At 73.5% G+C, this 17,842-nt stretch carries 15 protein-coding genes; 4 read left to right on the top strand and 11 right to left on the bottom strand.

Annotation, left to right across the window (positions count from 1 at the left end; translation table 11 throughout):
* The first annotated feature begins 516 nt into the window (after positions 1-516).
* Both ACZ7G3_RS20320 and ACZ7G3_RS20315 read left to right on the top strand, forming a co-directional pair.
* Positions 517-1,551, top strand: coding sequence for an ATP-binding cassette domain-containing protein (locus ACZ7G3_RS20320; RefSeq protein ID WP_470927235.1), 1,035 nt, complete (start codon positions 517-519; stop codon positions 1,549-1,551).
* Positions 1,548-2,396, top strand: a complete 849-nt coding sequence (locus tag ACZ7G3_RS20315; protein WP_426603217.1) for an ABC transporter permease — start codon at positions 1,548-1,550, stop codon at positions 2,394-2,396. The genes ACZ7G3_RS20320 and ACZ7G3_RS20315 overlap by 4 nt, the downstream gene beginning before the upstream one ends.
* A gap of 33 nt (positions 2,397-2,429) precedes the next feature.
* Here the strand turns inward: ACZ7G3_RS20315 and ACZ7G3_RS20310 are convergent, their stop codons facing one another.
* The 6 genes from ACZ7G3_RS20310 to pdhA all read right to left on the bottom strand — a co-directional run bounded on the left by ACZ7G3_RS20310 (position 2,430) and on the right by pdhA (position 9,834).
* A complete protein-coding gene (locus ACZ7G3_RS20310) occupies positions 2,430-3,527 on the bottom strand; it encodes a potassium channel family protein (RefSeq protein WP_426603215.1) in 1,098 nt (365 codons plus the stop codon).
* Positions 3,524-5,014 (bottom strand): molybdopterin-binding protein, encoded by a 1,491-nt coding sequence (locus tag ACZ7G3_RS20305; protein WP_470927233.1) that lies wholly within the window; start codon positions 5,012-5,014, stop codon positions 3,524-3,526. Before ACZ7G3_RS20305 ends, ACZ7G3_RS20310 begins: the two co-directional genes overlap by 4 nt.
* Entirely contained in the window at positions 5,014-5,898 is an 885-nt protein-coding gene (locus tag ACZ7G3_RS20300) for an NTP transferase domain-containing protein (protein ID WP_470927418.1), read from the bottom strand. Before ACZ7G3_RS20300 ends, ACZ7G3_RS20305 begins: the two co-directional genes overlap by 1 nt.
* A 248-nt stretch (positions 5,899-6,146) precedes the next feature.
* Entirely contained in the window at positions 6,147-7,667 is a 1,521-nt protein-coding gene (locus ACZ7G3_RS20295) for a dihydrolipoamide acetyltransferase family protein (RefSeq protein ID WP_470927231.1), read from the bottom strand.
* Positions 7,667-8,671, bottom strand: a complete 1,005-nt coding sequence (locus ACZ7G3_RS20290; RefSeq protein WP_470927229.1) for an alpha-ketoacid dehydrogenase subunit beta — start codon at positions 8,669-8,671, stop codon at positions 7,667-7,669. The genes ACZ7G3_RS20295 and ACZ7G3_RS20290 overlap by 1 nt, the downstream gene beginning before the upstream one ends.
* Complete coding sequence (pdhA, locus tag ACZ7G3_RS20285) at positions 8,668-9,834, bottom strand: pyruvate dehydrogenase (acetyl-transferring) E1 component subunit alpha (protein ID WP_470927228.1); 1,167 nt, start codon at positions 9,832-9,834, stop codon at positions 8,668-8,670. Before pdhA ends, ACZ7G3_RS20290 begins: the two co-directional genes overlap by 4 nt.
* Before the next feature lie 174 nt (positions 9,835-10,008).
* Between pdhA and ACZ7G3_RS20280 the strand changes: the two genes are divergently transcribed.
* On the top strand, positions 10,009-10,527 hold the full coding sequence (locus tag ACZ7G3_RS20280) for an Lrp/AsnC family transcriptional regulator (RefSeq protein ID WP_470927226.1): 519 nt from the start codon (positions 10,009-10,011) through the stop codon (positions 10,525-10,527).
* A 114-nt stretch (positions 10,528-10,641) separates the two neighbouring features.
* Here ACZ7G3_RS20280 and ACZ7G3_RS20275 read toward each other — a convergent pair whose 3' ends face one another.
* Both ACZ7G3_RS20275 and ACZ7G3_RS20270 read right to left on the bottom strand, forming a co-directional pair.
* Positions 10,642-11,289: a TetR/AcrR family transcriptional regulator gene (locus tag ACZ7G3_RS20275; RefSeq protein WP_426603202.1), complete on the bottom strand. Its 648-nt coding sequence runs from the start codon at positions 11,287-11,289 to the stop codon at positions 10,642-10,644.
* Entirely contained in the window at positions 11,286-12,800 is a 1,515-nt protein-coding gene (locus tag ACZ7G3_RS20270) for a 3-hydroxyacyl-CoA dehydrogenase (RefSeq protein WP_470927224.1), read from the bottom strand. Before ACZ7G3_RS20270 ends, ACZ7G3_RS20275 begins: the two co-directional genes overlap by 4 nt.
* A gap of 158 nt (positions 12,801-12,958) precedes the next feature.
* On the opposite strand from ACZ7G3_RS20270, the gene paaN reads away from it, so the two are divergent.
* Positions 12,959-14,650, top strand: coding sequence for a phenylacetic acid degradation protein PaaN (gene paaN / locus ACZ7G3_RS20265; protein ID WP_470927222.1), 1,692 nt, complete (start codon positions 12,959-12,961; stop codon positions 14,648-14,650).
* On the opposite strand, the gene ACZ7G3_RS20260 is transcribed toward paaN, so the two are convergent.
* Genes ACZ7G3_RS20260 through ACZ7G3_RS20250 form a run of 3 tightly spaced genes read right to left on the bottom strand, consistent with a single transcriptional unit; the run spans position 14,647 to position 17,664 of the window.
* The gene (locus tag ACZ7G3_RS20260) at positions 14,647-15,441 is read right to left on the bottom strand and encodes a TrmH family RNA methyltransferase (protein ID WP_470927220.1); all 795 of its coding nucleotides are present in this window, start codon (positions 15,439-15,441) and stop codon (positions 14,647-14,649) included. The genes paaN and ACZ7G3_RS20260 overlap by 4 nt on opposite strands.
* A 10-nt stretch (positions 15,442-15,451) precedes the next feature.
* On the bottom strand, positions 15,452-16,798 hold the full coding sequence (locus tag ACZ7G3_RS20255) for an HTTM domain-containing protein (protein WP_470927218.1): 1,347 nt from the start codon (positions 16,796-16,798) through the stop codon (positions 15,452-15,454).
* Entirely contained in the window at positions 16,795-17,664 is an 870-nt protein-coding gene (locus ACZ7G3_RS20250; RefSeq protein WP_470927216.1) for a DUF5819 family protein, read from the bottom strand. The genes ACZ7G3_RS20255 and ACZ7G3_RS20250 overlap by 4 nt, the downstream gene beginning before the upstream one ends.
* Between the last annotated feature and the right edge of the window lie 178 nt (positions 17,665-17,842).

Raw genomic sequence — 17,842 nt, 5'->3', positions numbered from 1 at the left:
AGGCTGGGACGCCCCCCGCTCGGACCCAGGTCGGAACGCCTCCCACCCGGTCCCCAGGCCGGGAGGCCCTCCCCACGCGGGCCCCCGGACGGAACGCCCTCCCCTCCCGGTCCCAGGCTGGGACGCCCCCCGCTCGGACCCAGGTCGGAACGCCTCCCACCCGGTCCCCAGGCCGGGAGGCCCTCCCCACGCGGGCCCCCGGACGGAACGCCTTCCCCTCCCGGTCCCAGGCTGGGACGCCCCCCGCTCGGACCCAGGTCGGAACGCCTCCCACCCGGTCCCCGGACGGAACTCCCTCCCCACCGGCCCCCCGGACGGCGCGCCCTCCCACCCGGTCCCAGGCCGGAAAGGCCTCCCACCCGGGACCCAGGCCGGAAGGCCCTCCCACCCGGGACCCAGGTCGGGACGTCCTCCGTCTTCAGGACCGTCCGCCGGGAATCCCTGTGCGCGACCGATGAGTTTGCGCGACGGTGGAGGTCTTCCCATGCGTAGCCCGAGAACGCGGAGGGACCACCGATGAGCACGCACACGTCCGGTCTCGCGATCGAGACCGCGGGACTGGTGAAGACGTTCGGCGAGACCCGGGCCGTGGACGGGGTGGACCTCGCGGTGCCCGCCGGCACGGTCTACGGCGTCCTCGGCCCGAACGGCGCCGGCAAGACCACCGTGGTGAAGATGCTCGCCACCCTGCTGCGTCCGGACGGCGGCCAGGCCCACGTCTTCGGCCACGACGTCGTACGCGAGGCGGACGAGGTGCGCGGCAGGGTGAGCCTCACCGGGCAGTACGCGTCCGTGGACGAGGACCTCACCGGCACCGAGAACCTGGTCCTGCTGGGACGCCTCCTCGGGCACGGCAAAGCGGCCGCGCGCGAACGCGGCGCCCAGTTGCTGGCGGCCTTCGGGCTGACGGACGCGGCGGCGAAGCAGGTCAAGCACTACTCCGGCGGCATGCGGCGGCGTATCGACATCGCCGCGTCCATCCTCAACACCCCCGATCTGCTCTTCCTCGACGAGCCGACGACCGGCCTCGACCCGCGCAGCCGCAACCAGGTGTGGGACATCGTGCGCGCGGTCGTCGCCCAGGGCACGACCGTGCTGCTGACCACGCAGTACCTGGACGAGGCCGACCAGCTGGCGTCCCGGATCGCCGTGATCGACAAGGGCAGGGTGATCGCGGAGGGCACCAAGGGCGAGCTGAAGGCGTCCGTCGGCGCCGGCTCCGTCCACCTGCGGCTGCGGGATCCCGGCCGGCGGCCGGAGGCCGAGCGGGTCCTGCGCGATCTGCTGGTCGCCGAGGTCCAGCTGGAACACGACCCGGTCGCGCTGACCGCCCGCCTGGGGGCGGCGTCCGGCGACACGGCCGCCGACCAGGCCGCCAGGGCACTCGCCGAGCTGGCCCGGGCCGGCATCACCGTCGACAACTTCTCTCTCGGCCAGCCCAGCCTCGACGAGGTCTTCCTGGCGCTGACCGGGCACGACACCGGCCAGAGCCCTGGTGCCGGCGACGGCACCGGCACCGGCCCCGACGCGAAGGACGAGGTGGCGGCATGAGTACGGCCACGAGCACCGAGGGCAAGGAACTCTCCCCGGTCAGCACCGAGTCGCTGGCGGCCCTGCTGGTCGCCAAGGAGCGCCCGCCACGGCCCAGCGCCCTGTCCACGTCCGTGACCTTCGGATGGCGCGCGATCCTCAAGATCAAGCACGTGCCGGAGCAGCTCTTCGACGTCACCGCGTTCCCGATCATGAACTTGCTGATGTTCACGTACCTCTTCGGCGGTGCGCTGGCGGGTTCGCCGAGCGACTACATCCAGTTCGTGCTGCCGGGCATCCTCGTGATGTCGGTCGTGATGATCACGATGTACACCGGGGTCTCGGTGAACATCGACATCGAGAAGGGCGTCTTCGACCGCTTCCGCTCGCTGCCCATCTGGCGGCCCTCGGCGATGGTCGGCTACCTGCTCGGTGACGCGCTGCGCTACACCATCGCGTCCGTCGTGATGCTCACCGTCGGCCTGCTGCTCGGGTACCGCCCCGACGGCGGGTTCGGTGGCGTGGTCGCCGGGATCGCGCTGCTGCTGGTGTTCTCGTTCGCCTTCTCGTGGATCTGGACGATGTTCGGGCTGATGCTGCGCACCGAGAAGTCGGTGATGAGCATCAGCATGATGGTGATCTTCCCGCTCACCTTCCTGTCCAACGTCTTCGTCGATCCGAAGACCATGCCTGGCTGGCTGCAGGTGTTCGTCAACAACAGCCCGATCACCCACCTGGCGTCCGCGGTGCGCGGGCTGATGGCGGGTGGCTGGCCGGGCGTCGAGATCGGCTGGACGCTGGGCTGGGCGGGCCTGTTCCTGCTGGTCTTCGGCCCGGTCACCATGCGTCTCTACAACCGCAAGTAGCCCCCGCGCGCCCTGTACGGGACCGGTGCCCCGTCAGTCGCGGGGCAGCGGGCGGGCGTCGGGCGCCACATGGGTGGCCGGCGTCGCCCGCACGATCGTGATCAGGCGGTCCGTCAGCTCCAGCCCGCCGACGTCCGGATCGTCGTAGCCGAGCACCCGGTGCCCGCGTACGACGCTCACCACCAGGTCGTCCGTCTCCCGCGGGTTCCTGCCCACCTCGGCCTTTATGACCGGTCGCTCGACGAGGTCGAGGCCGCTGCCCTGGCTGATGAGGTCCTCCATGACCATGCCGGCCGCGGGGCTGAGCACGGAGAGTCCGAGCAGGCGGCCCGCGGCGCTGGCGCTGGTGATCACGGCGTCGGCGCCGGACTGCTTCAGCAGCGGCGCGTTCTCCTCCTCGCGGACCGCGACCACGATCTTCGCGCCGCGGTTGAGCTGCCGGGCCGTCAGCGTCACCAGCACGGCCGTGTCGTCGCGCTGGGTGGCGATGATGATCTGCTTCGCCCGGTACACCTCGGCGCGGTTCAGCACATCGCTGCGCGTCGCGTCACCGACCACGCCCGCGTACCCGTGGGCCGTCGCGGCCTCGACGGCCTTCCCGCTGGGATCGACCACGACGACCTGCTCCTTGCGCAGCCCGGTCGCGCAGACGGTCTGGATCGCCGACCGTCCCTTGGTACCGAAGCCGACAACGACGGTGTGATCGCGCAAGGTGGACCTCCAGCGGTTCAGGCGCCACTCCTCCCGAGTGCGCTCGGTGAGGGCTTCCAGCGTGGTGCCGACCAGGATGATCAGGAACAGCACGCGCAGGGGCGTGATGACGAAGATGTTGGTGAGCCGGGCGGCGTCGCTGACGGGCGTGATGTCGCCGTACCCGGTGGTGGAGAGGGTGACGGTGGCGTAGTAGAAGGCGTCGAGGAGGTCGACGGACCCGTCGGAGTTGTCGGTGTAGCCGTCGTGGTCGGCATAGACGATGACGGCGGTCACCAAGAGGACCAGCAGTGCCGTGGAAAGCCGCTTGCCCACCTGGCGGATCGGGTGCTCCACCAGCTTCCTCGGGAGTTTCACCCGATGGGTCACGAGATGCTCGTCCGCCTGGCGGGCGATCGCGTCCTGGCCCGGAAGTTTCACGTGAAACACACTCCGATTCCACCGGTGGCCCAGGGCAGGTCGAGCAGTTCGGCCTCCTGTCCCGGCCGCGTCCCGCCCGGGGGTACGACGGCCAGGGCATCGGCGGCCGCGATGCCGCGCAGCATGGCGGGACCGTTGTAGTGCAGCGGCACGGCACCGTCGCCGCGCAGGACGACGGGGACGAGCCGGGTGTCGTGCGGGTGCCCGTGCACCGCGTCCCTCAGCGGCAGCGCGTACGGCTCGGGGGCCGGGCGGGCGGCGAGGGTGCGCAGCAGCGGCTCGGCGAGCGTGAGCAGTCCGGAGACGGCGGCGAGAGGGTTGCCGGGCAGTCCGACGAGGTGCCGGCCGTCCTTGAGACGGGCCAGCAGCATGGGGTGTCCGGGGCGTACCTCGACACCGTCCACGAGGAGTTCGGCGCCGACCCGGCGCAGGACGGGGTGAACGTGGTCGACGGGGCCCGCGGCGGTGCCGCCGGTCGTGACGATCAGGTCCGCCTTGGAGGTCGTGACGGCACGCTGCAGGGCCTTGGCGTCGTCACCGATCCGGCGGACCGCGCGGACCTCGGCACCCAGGGCCCGCAGCCAGGGCGGCAGCATCGGGCCGAGCGCGTCCCGGATGAGGCCGTCGTGCGGGAGGCCCTCGGTGAGCAGTTCGTCGCCGAGGACGAGGACGTCGACGCGCGGGCGGGGGACCGCGGTGAGGGTGTCGTAACCGGCGGCAGCCGCGAGGCCCAGTACGGCCGGGGTCGCCAGGGTGCCGACGGGCAGCAGTTGGTCGCCGCTGCGGCACTCCTGGCCGCGCAGGCGGATGTCCTGGCCGTGCACGACCTCACGCGTCGCCTGCAGCCGGTGCCTGCCGTCGGTGCGGCCGTGCTCGGTGCGCAGTACGGCGGTCGTGTCCAGGGGGATGCGTGCGCCGGTGGCGATCCGGGCGGCCGTGCCGTCGGTGAGAGGCGCGGGTTGCCCGTGTCCGGCCAGGACGCCCTCGTCGCGCACCGTCCAGGGGCCCGGGCCGGCGACGGCCCAGCCGTCCATCGCGGAGGTGTCGAAGGAGGGCAGATCGGTGAGGGCGGTGAGAGGCGCGGCGAGGGTGAGACCGAGGGCCGCGTCGAGGGGTACGGAGACCGGGGCGCGGGATCCCGCACGGGCCGCGGCGCGGGCGGCGCGCTCGGCGGCGGCCCGGGCTTCGGGCCACGGGGTCGCGCGGTGGCGGGGTTCCGCCGGCTCGCGCGGGGCGCCGTGGTGGCTGTGGCTGCCGTGACTGGCTTGAGTGGCGTTGCTGACGCGACTGTTGTGCGCGGCGTTGCTGCCGTGGCTGAAGTGAGCGCCGTTGCTGTCGTGGCTGTCGTGATGCTCGGCGTGCGCGGGTGTCGCGGGGTGGCCGCGGTCGCCGCGGGAGGGGCCGGGGTGCTGGTTCACGAGGGCGAGCGCCTCCTCGACGTCCAGGTCCTCCGCCTCGTCGTCGGCCCGTGTCCGGGGGGAGGTCATCACGCGTCCGGGCGGGTGTCGGGGGTGGCGTCGGGCGCCACGTCGGGCTCGCCCGGCGCGGGGGTGGGTCCGGCGTCGGCGGCTTCCCGGGCCCAGCGCTGGGCGAGGGCCGCGGCCTTGCGGGCGGCCTCGGCGACGGCCTCGGGTCCTCCCCCGGCCCGTCCGGCCGCGTAGCCGACGAGGAAGGTGGTCAGCGGGGCGGCGGGCCTGGCCACCCCGTGGGCGGCGTCGCGCGCGAGGTCGAGCAGGACGCCGGTGTCGACGTCGAGGTCGATGCCCAACTCGTCCTTGGCTGCGGTAATCCATTCATCCAACACGTGACCATGCTCCCTGATGCGTGCCCTTGCGGTGGCGATGTCGTCCCAGGTGTCGCAGTCGAAGGAGGCGACGGCGTCGGGGACACGGATGAGACGGAGCGCGCCGGTCAGGCGGCGCAGGGGCAGCCCGGCGAGGTCCGCCCGGTCCCGGGTGAGCGCGGCGAGTCCGCGGCGCAGCGCGGATGCGCGGTAGGCGGCGACGAGGGGCTGGTCGCGGCCGTCGGCGTCGGTGAGCAGCACGCCGTCGCAGTCGCTCGCGGTGAGGGCCGACAGCAGTCGTCCGACGGTGGGCGCGTCGAGGAACGGCAGGTCGGCGGAGACCACCACGACGTGCTCTTCCGTGGCGTGCGCCAGGCCGGCGGCGAGGGCGGCGAGCGGTCCACCGCCGGGCGGGTCCTCGCGCGCCCAGGTCACCGGGCGGGCGGTGGGGCGGGGGTCGGCGACGACGACGGTGGTGCGCGCTCCGGCGCAGGCGGCGAGCACCCGGTCCAGCAGCGGGCGCCCGCCCACACGGAGACCCGGCTTGTCCGCGCCGCCGAGCCGCCGGGCGGCCCCGCCGGCGAGCACGACGGCGTCGTACCCGGCGAGGCCCGGACCCGGCGCGGAGCCGGAGCCGACGGCGGGGCCGGTGCCGGGCGCGGAGCCGGAGCCGACGGCGGGGCCGGAGCCGACGGCGGGGCCGGAGCCGACGGCGGGGCCGGTGCCGGGGGCACCGGAGGGCTCGTACGCGGTCACCCCCCGAGTATGCGTCCCTGCGCGATCACAGGGAACGCGGGGGAGGCCGCGCGTTCAGCGCGCGTGCTCCGGCACCGCCGTCACAGGGTGCGCAGCAGTACCGCCGGCTGCTCCACGCAGTCCGCGACGTACCGCAGGAAACCGCCCGCCGTGCCGCCGTCGCACACCCGGTGGTCGAAGGTGAGCGACAGCTGGACGACCTGGCGCACCGCCAGCTCGCCCTCGTGCACCCAGGGCTTGGGGACGATGCGGCCGACGCCGAGCATGGCGGCCTCGGGGTGGTTGATGATCGGCGTGGACCCGTCGACGCCGAACACGCCGTAGTTGTTCAGCGTGAAGGTGCCGCCGGTCAGTTCACCGGGCGTCAGCCGACCGGCCCGGGCAGCCTCGGTCAGCCGGGCGAACTCCGCGGTGAGCCCCTCGGCGTTCCGCGCGTGCGCGTCCCGGACGACCGGAACGACCAGCCCCCGGTCCGTCTGGGCGGCGAAGCCGAGATGGATCCGGCCGAGCTGGACGATCTCCCTGGTCTCCATGTCGACCGTGGAGTTCAGCTCGGGGAAGCGGGCCAGTGCGGCCGTGCAGATCCGGGCCAGCAGGGCGACGAGGGAGATCTTCTGCCCACCGGCGGCGTTCATCGCGGCGCGCGCCCGCATCAGCTCGGTCGCGTCGGCGTCCACCCAGCAGGTCGCGTCCGGGATCTCCCGCCTGCTGCGGGAGAGCTTGTCGGCGACGGCGCCACGGACGCCCTTGAGGGGGACGCGGATGATGCCGTCGGACCCCGGGGCGGAGGCGGCTGCCGGTCCGGTTCCGGCCTCGTGCGGCCCGCTCCTCCGGGCCGCCGTACGGCCGCTCTGCGCGGCGGCGGCACGCAGCGCGTACTCCACATCCGCCCGCAGGATCAGCCCGTCCGGGCCGGAGCCGGTCAGCTCGCGCAGATCCAGGTCGTTCTGCCGGGCGAGCCTGCGCACCAGCGGGGAGATGACGGGGACGGGGCCGTCCACCGGGTCGGCGGAACGGGCCCGGCCGTTGGCCCGCCCGGTCGCCGCCGGGGCGGACGCCGAAGGGGACGCCGACGCGGACGCCGACGCGGACGCCGACGGCACCGGCCGCACCCTGCGCCGCCGCGCGGGCGCCTCGGAGGTGCCGTACCCGACCAGGACGTTGCCCGAGCCCTCGGCCTTCGCCTGCCGCTCCCGGGACCGCTCGGCCTGAACCTGCTCGGCCCGGGGCTTCACGTCCTGCGGCTCCCCTGCCGGCTCCCCGACCCGCTCGCCCGCCGGCTCCCCGGCCCGCCCACCCGCCGGCCCCCCGGCCCGCTCGCCGGGCGGCCGGCCGGCCGTCTCGCCGACCGCCACCGTCAGCAGCGGCGCCCCGACGGGCAGCTCCGTGCCCTCCTCGCCGAAGCGGGCGGTGACCACACCGCCGTAGGGACAGGGCACCTCGACCATCGCCTTGGCCGTCTCGACCTCGACGACCGGCTGGTCGACGACGACGACGTCGCCGACCTCGACCATCCAACGCACGATCTCCGCCTCGGTGAGCCCCTCACCGAGGTCGGGGAGCCTGAACTCCAGGCCGTGACCGTCAGAAGCGTGTGCCATCAGCTTTCGGCCTCCCACTGCAGGCGCCCCACGGCGTCCAGGATCCGGTCCACACCGGGCAGGTGGTGGCGCTCCAGCATCGGTGGCGGATACGGGATGTCGAACCCGGCCACACGCAGCACCGGCGCCTCCAGGTGATGGAAGCAGCGCTCCGTGACCCGGGCCGCGATCTCCCCGCCCGGGCCCCCGAAGGAACCCGACTCGTGGACGACGACCGCGCGTCCCGTCCGCCGCACCGAAGCGCACACCGTCTCGTCGTCGAACGGCACCAGGGAGCGCAGATCGACGACTTCGAGGTCCCAGCCCTCGGCCCGGGCCGCCTCGGCCGCCTCCATGCAGGCGACCAGCGACGGCCCGTACGTGATGAGTGTGGCGCTCCGGCCCGAGCGCCGCACCACCGCGCGGCCCACCGGCTCAACGGGTGCGGGCTCCTCGGGGTTCCAGGAGTCCTTCGACCAGTACAGACGCTTGGGTTCGAGGAAGACCACCGGGTCGTCGGAGGCGATGGACTCGCGCAGCAGCCCGTAGGCGTCGGCGACGGTCGCGGGCGTGACGACATGGAGCCCCGGAGTCGCCATGTAGTACGCCTCGGACGAGTCGCTGTGGTGCTCGACGCCGCCGATGCCGCCACCGTAGGGGACGCGGATGGTCAGGGGCAGGGGCATCTTCCCGCGGGTGCGGTTGCGCATCTTGGTGACGTGGCTGACGACCTGTTCGAACGCCGGGTAGGCGAAGGCGTCGAACTGCATCTCCACGACCGGGCGCAGCCCGTACATCGCCATGCCGACGGCCGTGCCGAGGATGCCGGCCTCGGCGAGCGGTGTGTCCGTGCAGCGGTCCGCGCCGAACTCCTCGGCGAGCCCGTCGGTGACCCGGAAGACGCCGCCGAGGGTGCCCACGTCCTCGCCCAGGACGTGCACGCCCGGGTCGGCGGCCATGGCGTCGCGCAGCGCGCGCGTGAGGGCCTGCGCCATGGTGGCCGGCCTGACGGCGACGGTGGTCATCGGCGCGTTCCTTCCGACTCGGCCCCGGCCCCTGCGCCCGCCTCGGCCTCGGCCTCCAGCTCCGCGCGCAGCCGGTCCCGCTGCTCGCGCAGCTGCGGGGTGGGCTCGGCGTAGACGTGGGCGAACAGGTCCATCGGGTCGAGCCGCGGGTCCTGGTTCATGCGCGCGCGCAGGTCGGCGGCCAGGGTCTCGGCGTCCTCGCGGGCGGCCCGGACGGCGTCCTCGTCGAGCAGGCCGCGCTCGGTCAGCTCCCGTTCCAGCAGCTCGATCGGGTCGTGCCGGCGCCAGGTCTCGACCTCGGCGTCGCCCCGGTAGCGCGTCGCGTCGTCGGCGTTGGTGTGTGCCTCGACGCGGTACGTCACCGCCTCCACCAGCGTGGGCCCGCCGCCCTCGCGCGCGTGCCGTACGGCGTCGGAGAGGACCTCGTGCACGGCGGCGGCGTCGTTTCCGTCGACCAGGCGGCCGGGCATGCCGTAGCCGACGGCCTTGTGGGCCAGCGACGGGGCGGCGGTCTGCTTGGCGAGCGGGACGGAGATCGCGAAGCCGTTGTTCTGTACGAAGAAGACGACCGGCGCCTGCCAGACGGCGGCGAAGTTCAGCGCCTCGTGGAAGTCGCCCTCGCTGGTGCCGCCGTCGCCGACCATCGCCAGCGCGACGACGTCGTCGCCCTTGAGCCGCGCGGCGTGCGCGAGGCCGACGGCGTGCGGCAGCTGGGTGGCGAGCGGCGTGGACAGGGGGGCGACCCGGTGCTCGTAGGGGTCGTAGCCGGTGTGCCAGTCGCCGCGCAGCAGGGTGAGGGCCTCGACCGGGTCGACTCCGCGGGCGACCACGGCGAGCGTGTCGCGGTAGCTGGGGAAGAGCCAGTCCCGCTCCTCGAGTGCCAGCGCGGCGGCGACCTCGCAGGCCTCCTGGCCGGTGCTGGAGGGGTAGACGGCCAGCCTGCCCTGCTTGGTCAGGGCCGTGGCCTGCGCGTTGTACCGCCGGCCGCGCACCAGCCGGGCGTACAGCGTGCGCAGCAGCCGGGGGTCGGCCTGCTCGGCGGCCTTCGTGCCGAGGACGCGGTACGGCTCCGCGTCGGGCAGCAGCGGCGCGGGGTCGGTACGGGGCTGCCAGGCAGGCGGCGGCGTGGGCCGGTATGCGCCCCGCTGCTCCATGACCGTCATGACGGCACCTCCTCGTGGGAGCGGCTCCGGGCTCGGCACGGGTGTGACGGGCCTCACCTACCGATTGTTCGGTCGTCGGCACATTCTGGCTACAGGCGGCCCCAGGCTGTGGACAAACGGTTCTCCACAGCCTGAGATGGACGCAGTACGTCCATGGTAAGAAGGCGGGGGGACATGGCATCTGAACAAATGGCCGAACACCCGGAGGACGCCGGCGAGCAGGAAGAGTCCGTCGCCCCGCCGCCCCCGCGCCCGCTGGACGCCATCGACCAGGACATCCTGCGCATGCTCCAGGCGGACGGCCGCGCCTCGATACGCTCGGTCGCCGAGCGGGTGCACGTCTCGCGCGCGAACGCCTACGCGCGCATCAACCGGCTCGTCGAGGACGGCGTCATCCGCGGCTTCGGCGCCCGCGTCGACCACGAGCGCGCGGGCCACGGCACCTCGGCGTACATCACCTTGAAGATCGTCCAGAACTCCTGGCGCACGGTCCGCTCCCAGCTCCGCCGGCTCCCCGGGGCCTCCCACATCGCCCTGGTGGGCGGCGACTTCGACGTCCTGCTCCTGGTGCACACCCCCGACAACCGGGCCCTGCGGGAGCTGGTGCTGACCCGCCTCCAGGCCATCCCGGAGGTGCTCAGCACGCGCACCCTGCTCGTGTTCGAGACCGAGGACCTCGAACCGCAGAACTGACCCGCCACCGGCCCCGGCCAACCACCTGTGGCGGCCGACCACCGGGGCCCGGCGGGCCACCGGCCCCGGCCGACCACAGGTGCAGACCCATCACCGGCCCCGGCCACCGGCGGCTCAGGACGCCCTGCGCAGCCCTCCGAACACCAGCCGCGCCACCGCGTCGACCACTTCCCGCTCACCCGCGCCACCCGCGCCGCCCCTGCCGCCCGGTCCGCCGGAGTCTTCGGCGCCACCGGAACCGCCGGGGCCTTCGGGGCGGTACCACTCGACGATCGAGTTGATCATGCCGAAGACCAGGCGCGTCGCGAGCCGCACCTCCACGTCCGCGCGTACGTCCCCCTCCGCCGCCGCGGCCTTCAGCAGATCCGCCACCCGGTGGTCGAACTCGCGCCGCCGCTCCAGCGCCCACCGCTCGGTGCCCGTGTTGCCGCGCACCCGCAGCAGCAGTGTCACGTAGGGCAGTTCGGCCATGAGTACCTCGACCATGCGCCGTACGACGTACTCCAGCCGCTCGGCGGCGGACCCCACGCGCGCGTGCTCCTCGTCGAGGATCCCGAAGAGCTCGTCCAGGGCCCGGCTCACGGCCCGGCGCAGCAACTCCTCCTTGCCCGTGACGTGGTGGTAGATCGACGACTTGGAGATGCCGGCCGCCTTGGAGAGGTGCTCCATGGAGGTGCCGTCGTAGCCGCGCTCGATGAAGACCTGCACGGCGACGGAGAGCAGTGTCTCGGGTGTGTACGTGTCGCGTCTGGCGGTGGTCATGAGGGGGTTCCCTCCCCTGCGTCGGATGCGTGCGCGTGGCGGTAGAGCGCGAGGGACGGGGCGTAGCGCCCCGAGGGTTCGCGCCGGTGCAGGCCCTCGAGCAGTCCGTACGCCCAGTGGTGGCCGAGCCGGTCGTCCCACTCGAAGGGGCCGAGCGGGTAGTTGACGCCCAGTCGCATCGCGGTGTCGACGTCCTGTGCGGAGGCCGCCCCCAGGGCGACCATGTCGTGTGCCAGGCAGACGATCCGCGCGACCGTACGCGCGACGATCATGCCGGGAACGTCGCCGACGACGCTGACCTTCTTGCCGAGCGCCTGGAAGAGACCGGTGGCCTCGGCGAGCGTCCGGGGCGGCAGGGCCCGGTGGGCGGACAGGGCGATACGGGTGGCCCGCCGGTAGTCGAGCGCGAGGTCGAAATGGACGACGTCACCGAGCTCGCCGGAGGTCCGCCCGTCGGCGAGGAGCAGCCGGCCACCACCGGGCAGGAGGAGCGACCCGCTGCCGCCGTCCTCCTCACGGACCTCGATACCGGCCTCGCGGATCAGCGTGACCAGTTCGGCGGCCGGCCCCAGGTCGCCCTCGACGACGACGTACGCCGGCCGGTCGGCCGGCTCGGCGGTGTGCGGCTCGGGGCGTTCGGCACCGTCCCGGTAGTCGTACCAGCCCTGCCCGCTCTTGCGGCCGAGCCGGCCGGACTCGACCAGGCGGCGCTGGGCGAGCGACGGCGTGAACCGCGCGTCCTGGAAGAACGCCTGCCACACGGAGTGCGTGACGGCCTCGTTGACGTCCTGCCCGATGAGGTCGGTCAGCTCGAAGGCACCCATGCGGAAGCCGCCGGACTCGCGCAGCACGGCATCGATGGTGGCCGGGTCGGCCGCCTGCGCCTCGTACACCGAGAACGCCTCGGCGTAGAAGGGCCGGGCGACGCGGTTGACGACGAATCCGGGGGTGTCGGCGCAGGCGACCGGGGTCTTGCCCCAGGCGCGGGCCGTCTCGTACGCGCGCGTGGCCGACGCGCGGTCGGTCGCGAACCCGGAGACCACCTCCACCAGCGGCAGCAGCGGCGCGGGGTTGAAGAAGTGCAGGCCGACGAAGCGGCCGGGGTCGCGGAGCGCTCCGCCGACGGCGGTGACGGACAGGGAGGAGGTGTTGGTGGCGAGCAGGCAGTCGTCGCCGACGACGTCCTCCAGGGCGCGGAACAGCTCCTGCTTGACGTCCAGCCGCTCCACGACCGCCTCGACGACCAACGCGCAGCCGGCGAGGTCGGCGAGGGTCTCGGCGGGCTCCAGCCGGGCACGGGCCGCGTCCCGGTCGGCGCCGGTGAGCCGTTGCTTTTCGACGAGCCGGTCGAGCCGGGCGCCGATCGCGCCGGCCGCTTCCCGGGCCCGCCCGGGGACGGCGTCGTACAGCCGTACGGGATGGCCCGCGACCAGCGCCACCTGGGCGATGCCCTGGCCCATGGTGCCGGTGCCGACGACGGCCACGGGGCTGCTGAGGTCGAGTGCTGTCATGTGCGCGATCCTCCCGCACGGGGTTTTCCACAGATGCGGCGGTCCCCCTTGTCCCGACCGATCGTTCGGTTACTCTAGCCGTGACCGCTTGTTTCTGCCCAGACTTCCCCCAGGTCACGACTCGACGGAGAGCTCGTGAGACGAGGAGTTGGTCCCGCATGGCCGCCGCACTCACCGCGCACCAGCTGATCGACCGGCACCGGCCGACCCTGGACCAGGCGCTGGAAACGATCCGCACGCGCGCGTACTGGTCCCCCCACCCGGAGCACCCCAAGGCCTACGGGGAGAACGGCAGCCTGGACACGGCCGGGGGCAAGGCAGCCTTCGACGCCCTGCTCGGCACCCGCCTCGACCTCGGCCAGCCCGGCACCGACGACTGGGTGGGCGGCGAGGTCTCCCCGTACGGGATCGAGCTGGGCGTGACCTACCCGCACGCCGACCTCGACGTGCTGCTGCCCGCCATGAGGGCCGGACAGCGGGAGTGGCGGGACGCGGGCGCGCAGCTGCGCGCGATGGTCTGCCTGGAGATCCTGGGGCGGATCGCCGACCGCACGATGGAGTTCGCGCAGGCCGTCATGCACACCTCCGGGCAGGCCTTCATGATGGCCTTCCAGGCGGGCGGCCCGCACGCCCAGGACCGCGGCCTGGAAGCGGTGGCGTACGCGTACGCGGAGCAGACCCGCACCCCCGAGGCGGCGGAGTGGACCAAGCCGCAGGGCAAGCGCGACCCGCTGGCGCTGACCAAGCGGTTCACGCCGGTCCCGCGCGGCATCGGCCTCGTGATCGGCTGCAACACCTTCCCGACCTGGAACGGCTACCCGGGCCTGTTCGCCTCCCTCGCCACCGGCAACGCGGTCCTGGTCAAGCCCCACCCGCGCGCGGTGCTGCCGCTCGCGCTCACCGTGCGGGTCGCCCGCGACGTCCTCACCGAGGCCGGCTTCGACCCGAACCTGGTCGCGCTGGCCGCCGAGCGTCCCGGCGAGGGCATCGCCAAGACCCTGGCGACCCGGCCCGAGATCCGGATCATCGACTACACCGGTTCCACGTCCTTCGGCGACTGGCTGGAGGCCAACGCCCGCCAGGCGCAGGTCTTCACGGAGAAGGCCGGCGTCAACACGGTGATCGTGGAGTCGACCGACGACTACCAGGGAATGCTCGCCAACCTGGCCTTCTCGCTGTCGCTCTACAGCGGCCAGATGTGCACCACCCCGCAGAACCTGCTGATCCCCCGCGACGGCATCCGCACCGACCAGGGCGACAGGACGTACGACGAGGTGACCGCCGACCTGGCGCGGGCCGTCGACACGCTCCTCGGCGACGACGCGCGCGCGAACGCCCTGCTCGGCGCCATCGTCAACCCGGACGTCAAGGCCCGCCTGGAGGCCGCCGCCGGCCTCGGCGAGGTCGCCCTGCCCTCCCGCGAGGTGACCCACCCGGACTTCCCCGACGCGGTCGTGCGCACCCCGGTGATCGTCAAACTGGACGGCGCCAAGCCCGACGACGAGGCCGCCTACACGAGCGAGTGCTTCGGCCCCGTCTCGTTCGCCGTCGCCGTCGACTCCGCGCGGCACGCCGTGGACCTGCTGCGCCACAGCGTCCGCGAGAAGGGCGCCATGACCGTCGGCGCGTACACGACCGACCCGGAGGTCGAGCAGGCCGTGCAGGAGGCCTGCCTGGAGGAGGCGGCCCAGCTCTCCCTCAACCTCACCGGCGGGGTGTACGTCAACCAGACGGCCGCCTTCTCCGACTTCCACGGCTCCGGCGGCAACCCGGCGGCCAACGCCGCGCTGTGCGACGGCGCGTTCGTGGCCAACCGCTTCCGGGTGGTGGAGGTGCGCCGGCCGGCCTAGTCGAGCTTCGGCGCCTGCGGTGCGCCCCCGGTGGCACTCCAGTGGTACAGCGCCATGGCCACACTGGTCGCGAGGTTGTAGCTGGAGACCTGGGGGCGCATCGGCAGCGCCACCAGATGGTCGGCACGCGCGCGCAGCTCCCGCGACAGCCCACTGCGCTCCGAACCGAACGCGAGCAGCGCGTCGTCCGGCAGCTTCACCCCGCGGATGTCCTCGCCCTCCGGGTCCAGCGCGAACACCGGCCCCGGCGGCAGTTCCCCGACGTCCAGCCGCTCCACGGCGGTCGCGAAGTGCAGCCCCGCCCCGCCGCGCACCACCGTGGGATGCCACGGGTCGAGCGTGCCCGTGGTGACCACACCTGCCGCCCCGAAACCGGCGGCCAGCCGGATCACCGCCCCCGCGTTGCCGAGGTTGCGCGGCTGGTCGAGGACCACGACGGGCGTACGGCGGGGCAGCCGCGTCAGCGCCCGCAGGTTGGCCGTGCGCGAGGGCCGTACGGCCAGGGCGGCCACCGCGGTGGGATGCGGCCGGGCGACGAGGGACGCGTACACCTCCTGCGGCACCTCGTCCAGCAGACCGTCCAGCGCGTCCCGTACGTCGGGTGCCAGCTCGTCGGCGAGGGCCAGGGCGCCCGCGCGGTCACTGGTGACGGCCACCGGAACCTCGGCGCCGAAACGCAGCGCGTGCTTGAGGGCGTGGAAGCCGTCGAGCAGCACACACGCTCCGGCGTGCCGACGCCAGGCGGCCGGCGCAGCGAGGTCGGGGCGGGGATCGGGGGCGGGGCCGGTCATGCCCCGAAGCCTACGTGGGTGTGCTCGGGGCCCTCTTGCCCGCGGGACCCACGGGGCCCACAGGGCCCACAGGACCCACAGGTCCCTCCGCGCCCTTCCGGTTCTCCCTGTCCTCCCTGTCCTCCCTGACCTCCCTGACCTCCCTGTCATCGTGGGCACGGGGTCCGGGCAGCGCCGCCGCACGGCCGCCCCCACGCATGCCCGGCAGCCGGGCCGGCGGCCGGCCTCCCGACCGGCCCCGCGCACGTGCCGTCCAGTCACCCAGGCGGCGCAGGAACGAGGTCGGCAGGAAGACCGCGTCCGCCGCGATCATCGCCAGCGAGAAGAACGGCAGCCCGAGCACCACGGCGATCACCGCGTGCTCGGTCATCATGGCGGCCAGCAGCACGTTCTTGACCCGCCGGTTGAACAGCGTGAACGGGAACGCGACCTGCACGACGACCGTGCCGTAGGTGATGAGCATGACCATCGTGCCGTTGGCGGCCAACGCGTCGGAGAGGGCGGGCCAGGGCGAGAAGTAGTCGAGGTTGAGCGGGTAGTAGACCGCGGTGCCGTCCTGCCAGCGCGAACCCTGGATCTTGTACCAGCCCGCGGTCGCGTAGATCAGGCACGCCTCGGCCATGATCACGACCAGCGCGCCGTTGTGCACGATGTTGGCGACCACATCGAGCAGGATCCGCGGCTCGCCGCTGCCGGCCCAGCGCCCCACGGCCCACCACAGGCCCTGCGCGGCCCACACCGCCCACAGCAGCGCCGGAACGAACCAGTCGCCGTCCAGCCCGCCCACCGACGTCATGGTGAGCAGCACGAACCCGAACACGCACCACAGCACCGGCCCCACCCGGTCCACGACACGCTCCCCACGCGCGCGTGCCGCACCCGCCCGCCGGGCCCGGCGCCCGTCCAGCGACCACACCTGGCCGCAGCGCGTCAGGACCAGGTAGATGCTCATCAGGTGCAGGACGTTGTCGCCGCCGTCCCCCATGAAGACGCTGCGGTTCTGGAGGGAGAGCACGCCGACCATGAAGAGGACGGACATGGTCCGGGTGCGCCAGCCCAGCAGGAGCAGCACACTGCTCAGCACCGCCAGCGCGTAGACGATCTCGAACCAGGTCCGCCCGTCCGACCACATCAGCGTCGTGAAGGCGCCGTTGTCCGCGATCAGCCGCTCGGCGAGGTCGTGGCTCCAGGGCCCGTCGGGGCCGTACAGCTCGTGACGGTGGGGCAGTTCACGCAGCAGGAAGAGCAGCCAGGTGGCGCTGAAGCCGATGCGGATCACCGCGGTCTGGTACGGACCGAGCGCGGCGCCGGTGACGCGGGCGATGCCGCGGGAGACGGAGAGGGCGATGCCGTTCACGCGACGCCCCCTTCCTGCGCGATACCGCCCTGCGCGGTGCCGTCCCGTGCGGTGCCGTCCCGTGCGGTGCCGTCCTGCGTGTCGCCGGGCACCGGCCACCAGGGCAGCTCTCGGTAGACCGGGCGGTCGGAGACGTTCTCACCGCTCCACGGGGGCGGCGCCACGTTGACGGTCCGGGAACGGTACTGGACGCGCTCGACGACACCGCCCGGCCCGGCGGCGTCGTTCCGGTCCAGGCGCAGGACCGCGATACGGCGCAGATACTCCTCGGACAGCGTGCCCCGCATGCCCACCGCACGGTCGTCGGAGTCGTGGGTGGCGACGAAGAAGTCCCAGGCCCGGCGGAGTTCGTTCTGCTGGGTGTGGCTCGGCAGCGGATTGCCGTCGATGCTCCGGCCGTCCTCCGCGGACAGGTCGTACCAGCCGGTCGTCCGTATCGCGCCGTCCGCCGTGGTGACCTCGGCACGGAGCTGGACGGAGATGTTCTGCTGGAGCGGGTTGGGCGCGAAGAGCTTCCAGTTCTGTTCGAACTCCGGGTAGACCCATTCGTCGACCGCGGCGCCGTGCTGCCTGGTGAGGGTGTTCGAGGGGGCGACGTGCAGGAACACCAGGCCCATGTGGGCGCACACGGCGACGGCGACGACCGCGAGGGCGACCACGGCACCGACCTGGTACCGCGGGGAGAGCGCGGCGACCCCGCTACGGGGCTCCGCTGCCGCCGGCCCGGACTCCGCGATCGCCGTACGGGGGCCGGTTCCGGTCCCGGACTCGGTCCCCGTCCCGACGGGCACCCCGGTCCCTTTCAGGCCCGCCTGCTCGTCCCGCCCCCGCCGGGAGGCGTTCGAACCTGTGTCGTACGCGTCCATTACGCCCCGTTCCGGTCCCGACCGTCGTTCCGCCCGCCCCGCCGCGGGGCTCCCGCGCGCCACTGGTGCGGCTGCCCGGCAGCGTTCGAACGGGAACGGTACTCAGGACCGGCCGCCCGCACAGCCCCGGCAAACCGGCCGCATCGTGGCCGTCGCCACACCCGTCACCGTGCGCCGA

This window comes from Streptomyces sp. NPDC037271 (assembly GCF_055603605.1).
This window is presented reverse-complemented; position numbering and strand designations above follow the sequence as displayed.